20 protein-coding genes are annotated in these 15,726 nt (G+C 56.6%); 11 read left to right on the top strand and 9 right to left on the bottom strand.

Annotated elements, in window-relative coordinates; all coding sequences use genetic code 11:
* Positions 1–41 precede the first annotated feature (41 nt).
* The 6 genes from ibaG to mlaF all read right to left on the bottom strand — a co-directional run bounded on the left by ibaG (position 42) and on the right by mlaF (position 3,535).
* On the bottom strand, positions 42–296 hold the full coding sequence (gene ibaG / locus KHQ23_RS09430) for a BolA family iron metabolism protein IbaG (RefSeq protein ID WP_004144910.1): 255 nt from the start codon (positions 294–296) through the stop codon (positions 42–44).
* Positions 297–432: 136 nt separating this feature from the next.
* A complete protein-coding gene (mlaB, locus tag KHQ23_RS09425; protein WP_004174142.1) occupies positions 433–723 on the bottom strand; it encodes a lipid asymmetry maintenance protein MlaB in 291 nt (96 codons plus the stop codon).
* The gene (mlaC, locus tag KHQ23_RS09420) at positions 723–1,358 is read right to left on the bottom strand and encodes a phospholipid-binding protein MlaC (RefSeq protein ID WP_002918386.1); all 636 of its coding nucleotides are present in this window, start codon (positions 1,356–1,358) and stop codon (positions 723–725) included. Before mlaC ends, mlaB begins: the two co-directional genes overlap by 1 nt.
* Positions 1,359–1,376: 18 nt before the next feature.
* Positions 1,377–1,928, bottom strand: a complete 552-nt coding sequence (mlaD, locus tag KHQ23_RS09415; RefSeq protein WP_002918387.1) for an outer membrane lipid asymmetry maintenance protein MlaD — start codon at positions 1,926–1,928, stop codon at positions 1,377–1,379.
* Positions 1,929–1,932: 4 nt separating this feature from the next.
* Entirely contained in the window at positions 1,933–2,715 is a 783-nt protein-coding gene (mlaE, locus tag KHQ23_RS09410; RefSeq protein WP_004150949.1) for a lipid asymmetry maintenance ABC transporter permease subunit MlaE, read from the bottom strand.
* 7 nt (positions 2,716–2,722) lie between these two features.
* Positions 2,723–3,535 (bottom strand): phospholipid ABC transporter ATP-binding protein MlaF, encoded by an 813-nt coding sequence (gene mlaF, locus KHQ23_RS09405; RefSeq protein ID WP_004150950.1) that lies wholly within the window; start codon positions 3,533–3,535, stop codon positions 2,723–2,725.
* 209 nt (positions 3,536–3,744) lie between these two features.
* Here mlaF and KHQ23_RS09400 point away from each other — a divergent pair, with 209 nt between their 5' ends.
* The 11 genes from KHQ23_RS09400 (at position 3,745) to npr (ending at position 11,641) form a co-directional block, all read left to right on the top strand.
* Positions 3,745–4,722, top strand: a complete 978-nt coding sequence (locus KHQ23_RS09400; protein ID WP_002918397.1) for a calcium/sodium antiporter — start codon at positions 3,745–3,747, stop codon at positions 4,720–4,722.
* Positions 4,719–5,723, top strand: coding sequence for an arabinose-5-phosphate isomerase KdsD (gene kdsD, locus KHQ23_RS09395; protein ID WP_004144922.1), 1,005 nt, complete (start codon positions 4,719–4,721; stop codon positions 5,721–5,723). The genes KHQ23_RS09400 and kdsD overlap by 4 nt, the downstream gene beginning before the upstream one ends.
* Before the next feature lie 14 nt (positions 5,724–5,737).
* Positions 5,738–6,304: a 3-deoxy-manno-octulosonate-8-phosphatase KdsC gene (gene kdsC, locus KHQ23_RS09390; protein ID WP_002918405.1), complete on the top strand. Its 567-nt coding sequence runs from the start codon at positions 5,738–5,740 to the stop codon at positions 6,302–6,304.
* Entirely contained in the window at positions 6,301–6,876 is a 576-nt protein-coding gene (gene lptC / locus KHQ23_RS09385; protein WP_002918413.1) for an LPS export ABC transporter periplasmic protein LptC, read from the top strand. Before kdsC ends, lptC begins: the two co-directional genes overlap by 4 nt.
* Positions 6,845–7,390 (top strand): lipopolysaccharide ABC transporter substrate-binding protein LptA, encoded by a 546-nt coding sequence (lptA, locus tag KHQ23_RS09380; protein WP_002918415.1) that lies wholly within the window; start codon positions 6,845–6,847, stop codon positions 7,388–7,390. The genes lptC and lptA overlap by 32 nt, the downstream gene beginning before the upstream one ends.
* 6 nt (positions 7,391–7,396) lie before the next feature.
* Positions 7,397–8,122, top strand: a complete 726-nt coding sequence (gene lptB, locus KHQ23_RS09375) for an LPS export ABC transporter ATP-binding protein (protein WP_002918417.1) — start codon at positions 7,397–7,399, stop codon at positions 8,120–8,122.
* Between the two features lie 47 nt (positions 8,123–8,169).
* Complete coding sequence (gene rpoN / locus KHQ23_RS09370) at positions 8,170–9,603, top strand: RNA polymerase factor sigma-54 (protein ID WP_002918420.1); 1,434 nt, start codon at positions 8,170–8,172, stop codon at positions 9,601–9,603.
* A gap of 22 nt (positions 9,604–9,625) precedes the next feature.
* Entirely contained in the window at positions 9,626–9,913 is a 288-nt protein-coding gene (gene hpf / locus KHQ23_RS09365) for a ribosome hibernation promoting factor (protein ID WP_002918423.1), read from the top strand.
* Between the two features lie 70 nt (positions 9,914–9,983).
* Positions 9,984–10,472 (top strand): PTS IIA-like nitrogen regulatory protein PtsN, encoded by a 489-nt coding sequence (gene ptsN, locus KHQ23_RS09360; protein WP_004144926.1) that lies wholly within the window; start codon positions 9,984–9,986, stop codon positions 10,470–10,472.
* A 45-nt stretch (positions 10,473–10,517) separates the two neighbouring features.
* Entirely contained in the window at positions 10,518–11,372 is an 855-nt protein-coding gene (gene rapZ / locus KHQ23_RS09355) for an RNase adapter RapZ (protein ID WP_002918428.1), read from the top strand.
* On the top strand, positions 11,369–11,641 hold the full coding sequence (npr, locus tag KHQ23_RS09350) for a PTS phosphocarrier protein NPr (RefSeq protein ID WP_002918431.1): 273 nt from the start codon (positions 11,369–11,371) through the stop codon (positions 11,639–11,641). The genes rapZ and npr overlap by 4 nt, the downstream gene beginning before the upstream one ends.
* A gap of 63 nt (positions 11,642–11,704) precedes the next feature.
* On the opposite strand, the gene mtgA is transcribed toward npr, so the two are convergent.
* From mtgA to arcB, 3 genes are all read right to left on the bottom strand, one after another.
* Positions 11,705–12,430, bottom strand: coding sequence for a monofunctional biosynthetic peptidoglycan transglycosylase (gene mtgA / locus KHQ23_RS09345; RefSeq protein ID WP_004174135.1), 726 nt, complete (start codon positions 12,428–12,430; stop codon positions 11,705–11,707).
* Positions 12,427–13,080, bottom strand: a complete 654-nt coding sequence (gene elbB, locus KHQ23_RS09340) for an isoprenoid biosynthesis glyoxalase ElbB (protein WP_004185856.1) — start codon at positions 13,078–13,080, stop codon at positions 12,427–12,429. Before elbB ends, mtgA begins: the two co-directional genes overlap by 4 nt.
* Before the next feature lie 233 nt (positions 13,081–13,313).
* On the bottom strand, positions 13,314–15,653 hold the full coding sequence (arcB, locus tag KHQ23_RS09335) for an aerobic respiration two-component sensor histidine kinase ArcB (protein WP_002918444.1): 2,340 nt from the start codon (positions 15,651–15,653) through the stop codon (positions 13,314–13,316).
* Positions 15,654–15,726 lie beyond the last annotated feature (73 nt).

Raw genomic sequence — 15,726 nt, 5'->3', positions numbered from 1 at the left:
CTATTAAAAATTCACATACGCTGCAGGGGATCCCCCACAGCTTAGAAGCCATTGAGTTTGCGGTCTCGCGCCCACTCCTGCGGAGTAAAGGCCTTGATCGACAGCGCATGGATGCGGTTGTCGGCAATATATTCCATCAGCGGCGCGTAGACGCTCTGCTGCTTTTTCACCCGACTCATGCCATCGAACATCTCACCCACAGCAATAACCTGAAAGTGGCTGCCATCGCCAGAGACGTGGACTTCCTGGAGGGGGAGTGCGTTCATCAGCACGGTCTGAATTTCATGATTTTCCATGGGCTCAAATTTATCTGATAGTGAAAACAGCCCAACATCTTAGAGGAAAGTGGCGCGGTCTTAAACAAGCAAAAAGCCCCGGCGAAAAGATTGCCAGGGCTTTCGGAATAGCTTCAGTGCTAAGACACTGAAAAGATTATGAGATCAGATCGGCAGGCAGGTTGTAAAGACCGATCAGCGTTTGCAGGTTTTCGCTCTTGCCGACCAGCTGCGCTTCCCGGCCCTGACGGCGAATCAGCGCCACAAAATGCACTAACAGCGCCAGGCCCGCGGTATCCACGCGCGTGGTCTGACTGAGATCGATGATCGCCGTTCCCGCCGTCGCCTGGGCGCGCGCCTCCCAGAGCGGGACCAGCAGATCCTGATCCAGCTCCCCGTGCAGCGCCAGCGTCTCGCCCTCGCGAGTCCAGCTCAGCTGCCCGCTCATTATTTTTTCTGTTCCAGGGTGATCGGCTGCGCAGAGATCGCTTTCAGCTGCGCGGTCAGGCCATCAACGCCCTTGGTGCGCAGCAGATCGCTCCACTCATTCTGTTTGGTGGTGATCATGCTCACCCCTTCCGCGATCATATCGTAGGCCTGCCAGTTGCCGGTCTGGGTATTTTTACGCCACTGGAAGTCAAGACGTACCGGCGGACGACCGTTCGGGTCGATGATAGTGACGCGGATCGGAACGATGGTTGCGCTGCCCAGCGGCTGCTCCGGAGCAATCTGGTAAGTCTGCCCATGGTACATCGCCAGCGCCTGACCGTAGGCCTGCTTCAGGTATTCACGGAAGGCGGCAAAATAGGCCTCACGCTGCGCAGGGGTCGCTTCTTTGTAATAGCGGCCCAGCACCAGCGCGCCGGCATATTTCACCTGTACATACGGCAATAACTCCTGGTCGACGATGTCGCGCAGATAGTTAGGATTAGCTTTAATCTTCGGCTGTTCATTCTTCAGGCGATCGAAGGTTTTCTGCGCCGCTTCATTCATCAGCTTATACGGATTGGACTGATCTGCAGCCTGGACGGCGGTCAGCGGGGCAATCACCAGCATGGCGACCATGAGTAAGCGTTTAAACATATCGTATTTCTCCTGAAATTAATGCGTCGTGCCGGCTGCCGGCGTCGCGTCAGTATGACCTTCTGCCTCGGCCTTATCATTGCCAGAATTCTGATTGTCGCCGCCCTTACTGTTATAAAGGAACTGACCAATCAGATCTTCCAGCACCATGGCGGACTTGGTGTCCTGGATAGTGCCGCCGTCTTTAAGGATAGTCGTCCCGAGGTCCGGGTCTTCAAAACCGACGTTCAGCGCCAGGTACTGCTCGCCCAGCAGGCCAGAGGTGCGGATCGCCAACGAACTGGTATCCGGGATATGGTTGTAGCGCTCATCGATATCGAGCTCCACGCGTGGCAGATAGGTTTTCGGATCGAGCGTAATGTCCGCTACCCGCCCCACTACCACGCCGCCGATGCGCACCGGCGAACGCGCCTTCAGGCCGCCGATGTTATCGAAAGTCGCATAAAGGCGATAAGTCGGCTCGGTGCGTAGCGAGGTGACGTTCGCCGCCTTCAGGCAGACAAACAGCGCCGCCAGCAGCGCCACCAGTAAGAACACCCCTACCCAGATTTCAGTTTTTTTCGTTTGCATGAACTCAATTCCCAAACATCAGCGCAGTCAGCACAAAATCCAGCCCCAGAACCGCCAGCGACGCATGCACCACGGTACGCGTTGTCGCCCGGCTAATCCCGGCGGAAGTGGGGATAGCGTCATAACCATTAAATAACGCAATCCAGGTTACCGTAATAGCGAACACCAGACTCTTAATCAGGCAGTTCACCAGATCCATTCGCCAGTCGACGGCATTTTGCATCGCGGTCCAGAAAAAACCACCGTCAATGCCTTTCCAGCTCACACCCACCAGCGCACCGCCCCAGATCCCTACCGCGACGAAGATAATCGTCAGCAGCGGCAGCGAAATGACACCGGCCCAGAAGCGTGGGGAAATGACGCGACGCAGCGGATCCACCGCCATCATCTCCATACTGGAGAGCTGTTCCGTGGCCCGCATCAGGCCAATCTCGGCGGTCAGCGCCGACCCGGCGCGGCCGGCAAACAGCAGCGCGGCGACCACCGGCCCCAGCTCACGCAGCAGCGACAGCGCCACCAGCATGCCAAGACTGGTCTCTGCGCTGTAGGTGGTTAACACCAGATACCCCTGCAGCCCGAGCACCATACCGATAAACAAGCCCGATACAATGATAATCAGCATCGACAGGACGCCGACGTTATAGAGTTGACGAACCAGCAGCGGCGCGTGCTTGCGAAACTCTGGTTTGCCGACAACGGCGTTGAATAGCATTAATCCGGCGCGTCCAAACGTCGCGGTGGTTTTAATACCGCGATGACCTAGCGCGGCCAGCGCATTAAACAGCATGAGTCGCTCAACTCCCTATGCCTAATAAATCATGGTGATAGTCGCCAGCAGGATAACGGAACGGCACCGGACCGTCGGCAATACCATCAATGAACTGACGAACCCGAGGATCGGTATTCTCCCGTAGCGACTGGGCGCTACCGTGGGCGACAATCTTTTTATCCGCCACGATATACGCGTAGTCCGCAATACTAAGCACCTCGGGCACATCGTGCGAAACCACGATGCAAGTGACACCCAGCGTGCTGTTGAGTTCGGAAATCAGCTTCACCAGCACGCCCATAGTGATGGGATCCTGCCCGACGAACGGTTCGTCGAACATAATCAGATCCGGCTCCAGGGCAATGGCTCTCGCCAGGGCGGCGCGGCGCGCCATCCCACCGGAAAGCTCAGAAGGCATTAACTTCGCCGCACCGCGTAGCCCCACCGCTTCCAGCTTCATCATCACCGTCGTATGCAGCAGCGCAGGCGGCAAATGCGTATGTTCGCGCAGCGGATAGGCAACGTTGTCAAAGACATTGAGATCGGTGAACAGCGCGCCGGACTGGAACAGCATGCTCATCCGCTTACGCACCGTATAAAGACGCGAACGCGTCATCTGCGGCACGTTCTCGCCATCAAACAGGATCTCTCCCCTGTCCGGCGGGATCTGGCCGCCGATCAGGCGTAACAGGGTAGTCTTGCCGATCCCCGAAGGTCCCATGATCGCAGTAATTTTACCGCGCGGCACCGACAGCGAGATGTCGTCGAAGATCACACGATCGCCGCGTGAAAAGCGGATACCGCGCACTTCAACTAAATTCGCCTGAGTTTGGCTCATAAAATCATCCTTACTAAACACCTGACGGGCAAGCATGGCCCTTTCTTGCGCCACAATCACAACATTTTTACAGAATCTTACCTGCACAGGTTAGCGAAAGCTGGCATTTGTTTTACTTTTGGCACACATAAAGTCAAAATTAAGAATTCGTTACGCTGCGTAGGGATAACCCAGCGAGGCGACGATTATACCTGAAGAAAGGACTTTAGATGCTCTTAGCGACGGCTCTGTTAATTATTGGTTTATTGCTGGTTGTCTACAGTGCCGATCGTCTGGTCTATGCCGCCTCCATCCTGTGTCGTATGTTGGGGATCCCGCCGCTGATCATCGGCATGACAGTGGTCAGTATCGGCACCAGCCTGCCTGAGATCATGGTCGCCACCGCGGCCTCGCTGCACGGGCAGACCGATCTGGCGGTCGGCACCGCGCTCGGATCTAATATCACCAATATCTTATTGATCCTCGGTCTCGCCGCCTTACTCAGGCCATTTACCGTGCATTCTGATATTCTGCGCCGCGAATTACCGCTAATGTTGCTGGTCAGCGTGCTGGCGGGACTGGTGCTCTACGATGGACAACTGACCCGTCTCGACGGGCTATTTTTACTGGCGTTAGCGCTTCTGTGGCTGCTGTTCACCATCAAAATCGCTCGCCTGGCGGAGCGCCAGGGAAGCGATAGCCTGACCCGCGAACAGCTGGCGGAGCTGCCACGCGAAGGGTCGCTGCCGGTCGCCCTGCTCTGGTTAGGGGTAGCGATGATCGTCATGCCGATGGCGACCCGCATGGTGGTGGATAACAGTACAGTGCTGGCAAACTATTTCGCCATCAGCGAACTGACCGTCGGCCTGACGGTGGTGGCGATAGGCACCAGCCTGCCGGAGCTGGCCACCGCCATCGCCGGGGCGCGGAAAGGGGAAGATGATATTGCCATCGGCAATATCATCGGCGCCAATATCCTTAATATCGCACTGGTGCTGGGTTTACCGGCGCTGATCGCGCCGGGGAGCTTTGCGACCGAAGCCTTCACTCGCGATTATGGCGTGATGCTGCTGGTCAGCCTGATCTTCGCAGTGCTGTGCTGGCGCCGTCAGCAGCAGCCGGGACGACTGGTTGGCGCGCTGCTGGTCGGCGGCTTTGTGGTTTGGTTGGCGATGCTGTTTTGGACAGCACCGCTCTTCGTTGAATGATTCGGGATAACATCATGTCGCAAATAGATTTGCCCACGGATTTTGACTTTCAACAGGCAGGCCGTCAGGTGCTGGAAATTGAACGTGAAGGTCTGGCCCAGCTCGATCAATACATAAATGAAGACTTTACCCATGCCTGCGAAACGATTTTCCGCTGCGGCGGGAAAGTCGTGGTGATGGGGATGGGCAAATCCGGCCACATCGGCCGCAAAATGGCGGCAACCTTCGCCAGTACCGGCACCTCGGCATTTTTTGTCCACCCCGGCGAAGCGGCGCACGGTGATTTAGGTATGGTCACGCCGCAGGATGTGGTAATTGCGCTGTCGAACTCCGGCGAATCGAATGAAATCCTCGCGCTGATCCCGGTCCTCAAGCGCCAGCAGGTGAAGCTTATCTGTATCACCAGCCGGCCGGAGAGCAGCATGGCGCGCGCGGCGGATATCCATCTGTGCGTGAAAGTGCCGAAGGAGGCCTGCCCGTTAGGACTGGCGCCCACGTCGAGCACCACCGCCGCGCTGGTGATGGGTGATGCCCTCGCCGTCGCCCTGCTGGAAGCCCGCGGCTTTACCGCTGAGGATTTCGCCCTGTCGCATCCGGGCGGCGCACTCGGCCGTAAGCTGTTGCTGCGGGTCAATGATATTATGCATACCGGTGATGAAATCCCGCACGTCGGCCTGCAGGCGACCCTGCGCGATGCGCTGCTGGAAATCACGCGTAAAAATTTAGGCATGACCGCTATCTGCGATGACGATATGAACATCATCGGTATTTTTACCGACGGTGACCTGCGCCGGGTCTTCGATACCGGCGTTGATATGCGCGATGCCAGCATTGCCGACGTCATGACCCGGGGAGGTATCCGCATCCGCCCCGGCACTCTGGCGGTGGATGCGTTAAACCTGATGCAATCCCGTCATATCACCTGCGTGCTGGTTGCCGATGGCGACCATCTGCTGGGTGTGGTACATATGCACGATCTGCTGCGCGCGGGCGTAGTGTAAGTAAGGAAAAAATAATGAATAATGCTGATGCTCAGTTAGCGACCTGCTACGGGCCGGTAAGCCAGGCGTTTGTCGATCGCGCGGCGAAGATCCGTCTACTGATCCTTGATGTCGACGGTGTATTATCCGACGGGCTTATCTATATGGGTAATCACGGCGAGGAGCTGAAAGCGTTTAACGTCCGCGATGGCTATGGTATCCGCTGCGCGCTGACCTCGGGTATTGAAGTGGCGATTATTACCGGGCGAAAAGCTAAACTGGTAGAAGATCGCTGTCAGACGCTGGGCATCACGCATTTGTACCAGGGGCAGTCGGACAAGCTGCTGGCGTTCCGCGATCTGACGGACAAACTGCACGTGCGGCCGGAAGAAGTCGCCTACATCGGCGACGATCTGATTGACTGGCCGGTGATGGCCGAAGTGGGCCTTAGCGTCGCCGTCGCCGATGCGCATCCGCTGCTGCTACCGCGGGCGAATTATGTCACGCGAATTAACGGCGGACGCGGCGCGGTACGCGAAGTCTGCGATTTGTTACTATTGGCGCAGGGCAAGTTGGATGAGGCCAAAGGGCAATCAATATGAGTAAAACCAGACGTTGGGTTATCATTTTACTGTCGCTGCTCGCGCTGATCCTTATCGGCCTGAATCTGGCGAATACGGACGACACGGCCCAGCCGGAGGTCAATCCTAACGACCCTACGTATAAAAGCGAACATACCGACACCGTGGTATACAGTCCGGAAGGCGCCCTGAGCTATCGGCTGATTGCCGAGCACGTGGAATATTTTTCCGATCAGGAGGTCTCCTGGTTTACCAAACCGGTGATGACCACCTTTGATACTAACAAGGTGCCTACCTGGTCGGTCAGAGCAGACAAAGCGAAGCTGACGAATGACCGGATGCTCTATCTTTACGGGCACGTTGAGGTGAATGCGCTCGCGCCAGATTCTCAACTGCGCAAAATTACGACGGATAACGCCCAGATAAATCTGGTAACGCAGGACGTTACCTCCGATGACATGGTGACGTTATACGGCACCACATTTAATTCCAGCGGCCTGAAAATGCGTGGAAACCTTCGCAGCAAAAATGCCGAGCTGATTGAAAAGGTGAGAACCTCTTATGAAATTCAGAACAAACAAACTCAGCCTTAAGATTGCGCTCGCCGGCGCGTTACTGGCCGCCAGCCTGCCGGCCCTCGCCAAGACGGGCGATACCGATCAGCCGATCCATATCGAGTCCGATCAGCAGTCGCTGGACATGCAGGGCAATGTCGTCACCTTCACCGGTAACGTGGTCGTGACCCAGGGGACGATCAAGATTAACGCTGATAAAGTGGTGGTCACCCGTCCAGGCAACGAGAAAGGCAAAGAGGTGATCGAAGGTTTCGGTAACCCGGCTACTTTCTATCAGATGCAGGATAACGGCAAGCCGGTAAAAGGCCGGGCGTCGAAAATGCGCTACGAGCTGCAGAACGATTACGTCGTGCTGACGGGCAACGCTTATCTGGAACAGCTCGACAGCAACATCAAGGGCGACAAGATCACCTATCTGGTGAAAGAGCAAAAAATGCAGGCCTTCAGCGATAAAGGTCGACGCGTCACCACCGTTCTGGTGCCGTCCGAGCTGCAGGATAAAAGCGGCAACCAGCAAAAGAAGAGTAACTAATCCGTTATGGCAACCTTAACTGCGAAGAATCTCGCTAAAGCGTATAAAGGCCGCCGCGTGGTGGAAGATGTCAGTCTCACCGTTAACTCGGGCGAGATTGTCGGCTTGCTCGGCCCGAACGGCGCCGGTAAAACGACCACCTTCTACATGGTGGTCGGGATTGTGCCCCGCGACGCAGGCAATATCATCATCGATGACGAAGACATCAGCCTGCTGCCGCTGCACGCGCGCGCGCGACGGGGCATCGGCTATCTGCCGCAGGAAGCGTCGATTTTCCGTCGCCTCAGCGTCTATGACAACCTGATGGCGGTCCTGCAGATCCGTGACGATCTAACCAGCGAACAACGGGAAGATCGCGCTAAAGAGCTGATGGAAGAGTTTCATATTGAGCACCTGCGCGACAGCCTCGGTCAGGCGCTCTCCGGTGGTGAACGCCGCCGCGTCGAAATCGCCCGCGCGCTGGCGGCGAATCCGAAATTTATTCTTCTGGATGAACCCTTTGCCGGCGTGGATCCGATCTCCGTTATCGATATTAAACGCATCATTGAGCACCTGCGCGACAGCGGTCTCGGCGTTCTGATTACCGACCATAACGTCCGTGAGACCCTCGCGGTCTGCGAACGCGCGTATATTGTCAGTCAGGGACACCTTATCGCTCATGGTACACCGCAGCAGATCCTCGAAGATGAGCAGGTTAAGCGCGTGTATCTTGGGGAAGACTTCAGACTCTGATAGGGTAGAGGTTACAGACGTTTTAGCCGGAGATATTTACCCTGAACATGAAGCAAGGTTTGCAATTAAGGCTTAGCCAACAGCTTGCCATGACGCCGCAGCTGCAGCAGGCAATTCGTTTGCTGCAGTTGTCCACGTTAGAACTCCAGCAAGAGCTCCAGCAAGCGCTGGAAAGTAACCCGTTGCTTGAGCAAACCGATCTTCACGACGAGGTAGAGGCAAAAGAGGTGGAGGACCGCGAGTCCCTCGATACCGTCGATGCGCTTGAGCAAAAAGAGATGCCCGACGAACTGCCTCTCGATGCCAGCTGGGATGAAATCTATACCGCTGGCACGCCGTCGGGTAACGGCGTCGACTATCAGGACGACGAGCTTCCAGTCTATCAAGGCGAGACCACCCAGACGCTGCAGGACTATCTGATGTGGCAGGTTGAGCTGACGCCTTTCACCGACACCGACCGCGCTATTGCCACCTCTATCGTCGACGCCGTCGACGATACGGGCTACCTCACGATTCAGATTGAAGATATTGTCGACAGCATCGGCGATGACGAGATCGGCCTGGAGGAGGTGGAAGCGGTCCTCAAGCGAATCCAGCGTTTTGATCCGGTTGGCGTCGCAGCGAAAGATCTGCGCGACTGCCTGCTGATCCAGCTGTCGCAATTTGCTAAAGAGACGCCGTGGCTGGAAGAGGCGCGGCTGATTATCAGCGACCATCTTGATCTGCTGGCCAACCATGATTTCCGCACTCTAATGCGAGTCACCCGCCTGAAAGAAGAGGTGCTTAAAGAGGCGGTCAACCTGATCCAGTCCCTGGATCCTCGCCCTGGCCAGTCCATTCAGACCAGCGAACCGGAATATGTCATCCCGGATGTGCTGGTGCGCAAGGTGAGCGGCCGCTGGACCGTCGAGCTCAACGCCGACAGCATTCCACGGTTGAAAATAAATCAGCAGTATGCGGCAATGGGCAACAGCGCCCGCAATGACGCCGACGGCCAGTTCATTCGCAGCAATCTGCAGGAAGCCCGCTGGCTGATTAAAAGTCTGGAAAGCCGCAACGATACCCTGCTGCGCGTCAGCCGCTGCATCGTAGAGCAGCAGCAGGCTTTTTTCGAACAGGGTGAAGAGTATATGAAGCCGATGGTGCTGGCCGATATCGCCCAGGCCGTCGAGATGCATGAATCGACGATTTCCCGTGTCACCACGCAAAAATATCTGCACAGTCCGCGCGGTATTTTTGAACTGAAGTATTTCTTCTCCAGCCATGTGAATACCGAAGGCGGAGGCGAAGCCTCGTCGACGGCGATTCGCGCGCTGGTGAAGAAGCTCATCGCCGCGGAAAACCCCGCGAAGCCGTTGAGCGACAGTAAGCTCACCTCCATGCTGTCCGAGCAGGGTATTATGGTGGCGCGCCGCACTGTCGCGAAGTACAGAGAGTCTTTATCCATCCCGCCGTCAAACCAGCGTAAACAACTGGTCTGACATAACCGATAAGGAAGACACTATGCAGCTCAACATTACAGGACACAACGTCGAAATTACGCCTGCGATGCGCGAATTCGTTACGGCGAAGTTCAGCAAGCTGGAGCAATTTTTCGACCGGATCAATCAGGTCTATATTGTGTTAAAAGTAGAGAAAGTGACGCAAATTGCGGACGCGAATCTGCATGTCAACGGTGGCGAAATCCATGCCAGTGCGGAAGGGCAGGATATGTATGCGGCTGTCGATGGTCTTATCGACAAGCTGGCAAGACAGTTAACGAAGCACAAAGATAAACTAAAACAACACTAATTGTCCGGGCCCCCTTGCGCCCGCCGCTGGATATCATCGGCGACGGGCGCGGGGGCGCTCAGGTGAAATTATGATGAACAACGATTCGGCTCTACAACTGAGCAACGTCCTGAACCAGGAATGTACCCGTAGCCAGGTGCACTGCCAGAGCAAGAAGCGTGCTCTGGAAATCATCAGCGAACTGGCCGCCAAACAGTTAAGTTTGCCGCCGCAGGTGGTGTTCGAAGCGATCCTCACCCGCGAAAAAATGGGCAGTACCGGGATCGGCAATGGTATCGCCATTCCCCACGGAAAACTGGAAGAGGATACGCTGCGTGCTGTCGGCGTTTTTGTCCAGCTGGAAACCCCCATCGCCTTCGACGCGATCGACAATCAACCTGTCGACCTGCTGTTCGCGCTGCTGGTGCCGGCCGACCAGACAAAAACTCACCTGCATACGCTCTCCCTGGTGGCCAAACGGCTGGCGGACAAAGCGATTTGTCGTCGCCTGCGCGCGGCGCAGAGCGATGAAGAGTTGTATGAGATCATCACCGAAGCAGGAAGCAGCGATGACGCATAACGGCAGTCGCACCTTATCCTTTATCGTACTGAGGAGAAACGGTACATGGTACTGATGATCGTCAGCGGCCGCTCGGGCTCGGGGAAATCCGTCGCTCTGCGAGCGCTGGAAGATATGGGCTTTTACTGCGTGGATAACCTGCCGGTCGTGCTGCTGCCCGACCTGGCGCGGTCGCTGGCTGACCGCAATATCTCCGCGGCCGTCAGCATCGACGTGCGTAACATGCCGGAATCCCCGGAGATCTTCGAGCAGGCGATGCAGAATCTGCCGGAATGTTTTTCTCCGCAGCTGCTGTTCCTTGATGCCGACCGCAATACCCTGATCCGCCGGTACAGCGATACCCGTCGCCTGCACCCGCTCTCCAGCAAGAATCTGTCGCTGGAAAGCGCCATCGACGAAGAGAGCGATCTGCTGGAGCCCCTGCGCTCCCGCGCCGATCTGATCGTCGATACGTCGGAAATGTCGGTGCATGAGCTGGCGGAAATGCTGCGTACCCGACTGCTGGGTAAACGCGAGCGTGAACTGACGATGGTCTTCGAATCCTTCGGCTTCAAGCACGGTATTCCGATCGATGCCGATTACGTCTTTGACGTGCGCTTTCTGCCCAACCCGCACTGGGATCCGAAACTGCGTCCAATGACCGGTCTGGATAAACCAGTGGCCGCCTTCCTCGATCGGCACACTGAAGTGCACAACTTTATTTATCAGACCCGAAGCTATCTTGAGCTATGGTTACCGATGCTGGAGACCAACAATCGCAGCTATCTGACGGTGGCCATTGGCTGTACCGGCGGTAAACATCGTTCGGTTTATATTGCTGAACAACTGGCTGACTACTTCCGCTCGCGCGGCAAGAACGTGCAGTCTCGTCATCGGACGCTGGAAAAACGTAAATCATGACCGTAAAGCAGACCGTTGAAATCACCAATAAGCTGGGCATGCACGCCCGCCCGGCGATGAAGCTGTTCGAACTGATGCAGAATTTCGATGCCGAAGTACTGCTGCGCAACGATGAAGGCACGGAGGCGGAAGCCAACAGCGTGATTGCCCTGCTGATGCTGGACTCGGCGAAAGGGCGACAGATAGAGGTGGAGGCCAGCGGTCCGCAGGAAGTTGAAGCCCTCGCCGCGGTGATTGCCCTGTTTAACGCTGGCTTTGACGAAGACTAAACGTGACGCTTCCCGGCGGCGGACGACTGGCGACTGTACCAGCCCCGGCGCCGGAGTAACCCGCTAATAGAGCTTATGCTCGCGCATGAACCCTTCCCCGCCCAGCTGTCGCATCTGGCGTAAGATCCAGGCCTGACGACTGCGCACATAGCCTGACGGCGCATCGGCGCGATAGCGGATCGGGTTCGGCAGCACCGCGGCCAGCAGAGCCGCTTCCCCCGGCGTCAGCTGACTGGCGGGTTTATGAAAATAGCGCTGGGCGGCCGCTTCCACACCAAATATCCCATCGCCGAACTCGGCAATATTCAGGTAGACGGTCAGGATCCGCTTTTTACTCCACACGGTTTCGATCCCGACAGTCAGCCCGGCTTCCAGCCCCTTACGCAGCCAGCTGCGGCCATCCCATAAAAACAGGTTTTTCGCCGTCTGCTGCGACAGCGTTGACGCGCCGCGGATGCGGGTCTCGTGACGTTCATTGTGCGCCAGCGCTTTCTCAATCGCCGACACGTCGAACCCCCAGTGTTCCGGGAACTTCTGATCTTCGGCGGCAATCACCGCCAGCCCCATCCATGGGGAGATCTTATCCATGGCAACCCAGTCGGAATGCGCCAGATAATGGAAATCACCGGACAGCCAGGCGCTCACCTGCCGCTCAAGCATCACCGCCGAAAACGGCACCGGCAGCACGCTAAACAGCGCGATCCCCCCGCCCCAGAAAACGGCGGCGATCAGCAGCAGACGCAATGCCAGACGTTTTAGCAGCGCAAGGGGCGCAACGCGGAGCCTCATGCGCTCAGCGCCAGCACGCGGGCCACCAGCTTCTCAATTCCGGTGGCGGCTTGCGCAATGTCCTCCGCCAGCATATACGCCGGAGTGGTGACCACTTTGTTGTCTTCATCCACCACGATGTCGTCGACCGGGCAAGGCACGTGCTCTGCCCCCATCTCTTCCACCACATCGGCGGTATCAAGATCGGTCCCAATGGTTATCCGCAGCGGAAACGCAAAGATCTTCGGTAGCATCGCCGGGGCAATGCACATAAAGCCCAGCGGCTTGCCGGTCTGATGCATCGCCAGCGCCAGGGCCCGCAGATCGGGATCCACCTGGCATTCGCTGCCCTCGGCGGCGAAGCTGCTTAGATTTTTCGCCGCGCCGAATCCGCCAGGGACGATCAGCGCGTCCAGCGTCTCCGCACGCGCCTGCACCAGCGGCAGGATGTCGCCGCGGGCGATACGCGCTGCTTCCACCAGCACATTGCGCTGCTCTGGCATCGCCTCCCCGGTCAGATGGTTGATGACATCGCGCTGCGGTTTATCGGGCGCAAAGCACACTGCCTGCGCGCCGTTGCGCGCGATCGCCAGCAGGGTAATCACCGCCTCATGGATTTCACTGCCGTCGTACACGCCGCAGCCGCCCAGTACCACACCAATTTTTTTCATCGCTTTCGCTCCTCCATGCAACTCGCTGAAACCAGTCAAAAATGTCGATTAACTCGCTATGCTTCACATATTTTACTGATTCATGTAACAAATTAGTTAAGCTTTGCTATCTTAATGAGCGAGCAATCCACTTCTTCGGTTGCGCCACGTAACAACATCACTCAAACAACACTGGCTCAACCACCAGTTCCCTGGTGTTGGCGCAGTATTCGCGCACCCCGGTCTGTCCGGGGTCATTTTTTGCTGGCTTTCGCCACCCACGCCTTCAGTACCGCTACATCGTTTTGCCACTCGGATTTCATCTCTTCAACCCATTCAGCGACATTATCAGACCAGGCAGGCAGATCCGGAGTCTGGATCTGCTGGCCCAGCTGCTGGATGTGGCGCAGTCCGATAGAACCGGCCGCCCCTTTGATCTTATGCCCCTCTTCGACAATCCCTTTTTGGTCGCGGGCGGTCAGATTAGACTCCAGAACGGACATGTAGCCCGGCATCATCTTCTCAAACACCGCGAGACCATCGTTGATAAGCTTCGGTCCCACCAGCTCGATATATTGCTCCAGCATATCGGTATCCAGCACCGCGTCGGCTTTATGCAGATCGGCCGCCGGCGCTTCCTGCGCTTCCTCATCCGGTGCATCCCAGAATTTCTTGATCATGGCCGTTAGCGCTGGCACCGATAGCGGCTTACTTAACACATCGTCCATCCCGGCGTCGAGATACTCTTTTTTATTCTTCAGCACGTTGGCGGTCAGGGCGACCAGCGGCGGTAGCTCGTCAGCGGCAAAGCGCTGTTTCAGTTCCCGGGAAATATCCAGTCCGGTCATATCCGGTAACTGAATATCCAACAGCACAAGGTCATATTCGCCTGGCTCAAACATCTCCAGCGCGGCTTTCCCGGTCATCGCCACATCAACGCTGTTACCCAGTTTTTCCAGCACTGAACGGGCCACAATAACGTTGAGCTCAATGTCCTCAACCAGCAGCACGTTGAGCGCCGGTAATGGCATGTCGTCTTCCGCCAGCGTATCTTCCACTTCTTCCGCAATGGCAGGCGCATGGACGGTAAGCGTAAAGGTCGCCCCTTTACCCGGCTGGCTGGTAACGCTGATATCACCGCCCATATTACGCGCCAGGCGACGCGAGACGGCGAGACCAATCCCGGTTCCGGTGGCCGGTTTGCCGCCGTGGCTGTCTTTGACCTGGTAATACATGGCGAAAATTTTGTCCTGTTCCGCTTCAGGAATACCAATTCCGGAGTCTTCCACTTCGAAGTGCAGGATATCGCCTTCGTCATAGCGCACGCGGACGTTCACCCCTCCGCCCTGCGGGGTAAACTTCACGGCGTTACTGATAAGATTCCACAGGATCTGCCGCAGGCGGGTCCCATCCGTGATTACCTTATGCGGCAGCGGCAGGCTCGGCTCCAGCACAAAGCGCAGCCCCTTCTGCTGTGCCTGCAAGCCGGATAGGTTTTCAAGGTCGGCAAGGAAGCTGGTGAAGTCCACCGGCTGGTTATCGAGCTGCACCTTGCGGCGCTCCATTTTGTCCATGTCGATAATATCATTGAAGATATTCCCCAGCGTCACCGCCGAGACATGGATAGTTTTCAGGTATTTTTCCTGCTCGCTGGTCAGTTCGGTATCCAGCAAAATTCGGCTCAGCCCGACGATCCCGTTTAGCGGGGTACGCAGCTCATGACTGATGGTGGAAATAAAGGTGGTTTTATCCCGGCTGGCGCGCTCAAGAGCGTCCTGATAGCGTTTACGTTCGGTGATATCGCGGCCGAAGCCCATCAGGCCGCGACGCTTACCGACGCGATCGTAGTAGGGGACCTTGCGGATTTCAAAGCACGCTTTGCGGCCATCGGGATAGTCCAGCCACTGCTCATAGGTCAGCGATACATTATGGCGGAACACCTTCTCGTCGGTCTCCAGTACCTTTTCCGCCGCCTCTTCGCTATAGACGTCCTGCGGTTTGAGGTGGATCAGCTGTTTCTCGCTTTTGCCGGTCAGCAGCTCCATCGCCCGGTTACAGCCTGAAAACTCCTTATCCTCATTGCGATAGAAGACCAGGTCCGGGGAAGCATCAAGGAAAGAGCGCAGAAAGGAGGATTGCTGTTCGAGCTGGATCTGCGTCTCTTCACGCTCTTTCATCTCAATCTTCAACTGCTCGAGGGTGGTCTCGCGCTCGGCTTCCGCTTTTTCACGTTCGCCAATCTCCTGATTCAACTGCGCGATGTTATCTTTCAGTTGGACGTTCAGCTTTAGATCGCGCTCACGCATCTCCTCCAGCTTGTCCACCAGCCGCGAAAGACGCTGACGGGACTCTTCGAGCTGCTCCACCACCACCGAGAGAAAGTAGACCGCCCAAGGCGTGATCAGCAGGCCAAAGAAGATAGAGCGGATAACGTCGATACTTTCAACCTGGCCATGCAGCACCATGGTAACCGCCATCTGTACCACGATGGCCAGCACCACCAGCGCAAGAGCCAACAGCATCGAAAAGCGGACCAGACCCAGCTTCATCATCAGGTCGACATAATACTGCGCCAGCATACGAATTTGCTTCATAGGGGATTCCTTCACGACAACTCCGCACAATAATACTCAATTCTGAGCAATGCGCTGTAAGTTGTGCAAAAAA

This window comes from Klebsiella sp. 64, assembly GCF_018223915.1.
Taxonomy (GTDB): Bacteria; Pseudomonadota; Gammaproteobacteria; order Enterobacterales; family Enterobacteriaceae; genus Klebsiella; species Klebsiella pneumoniae.
This window is presented reverse-complemented; position numbering and strand designations above follow the sequence as displayed.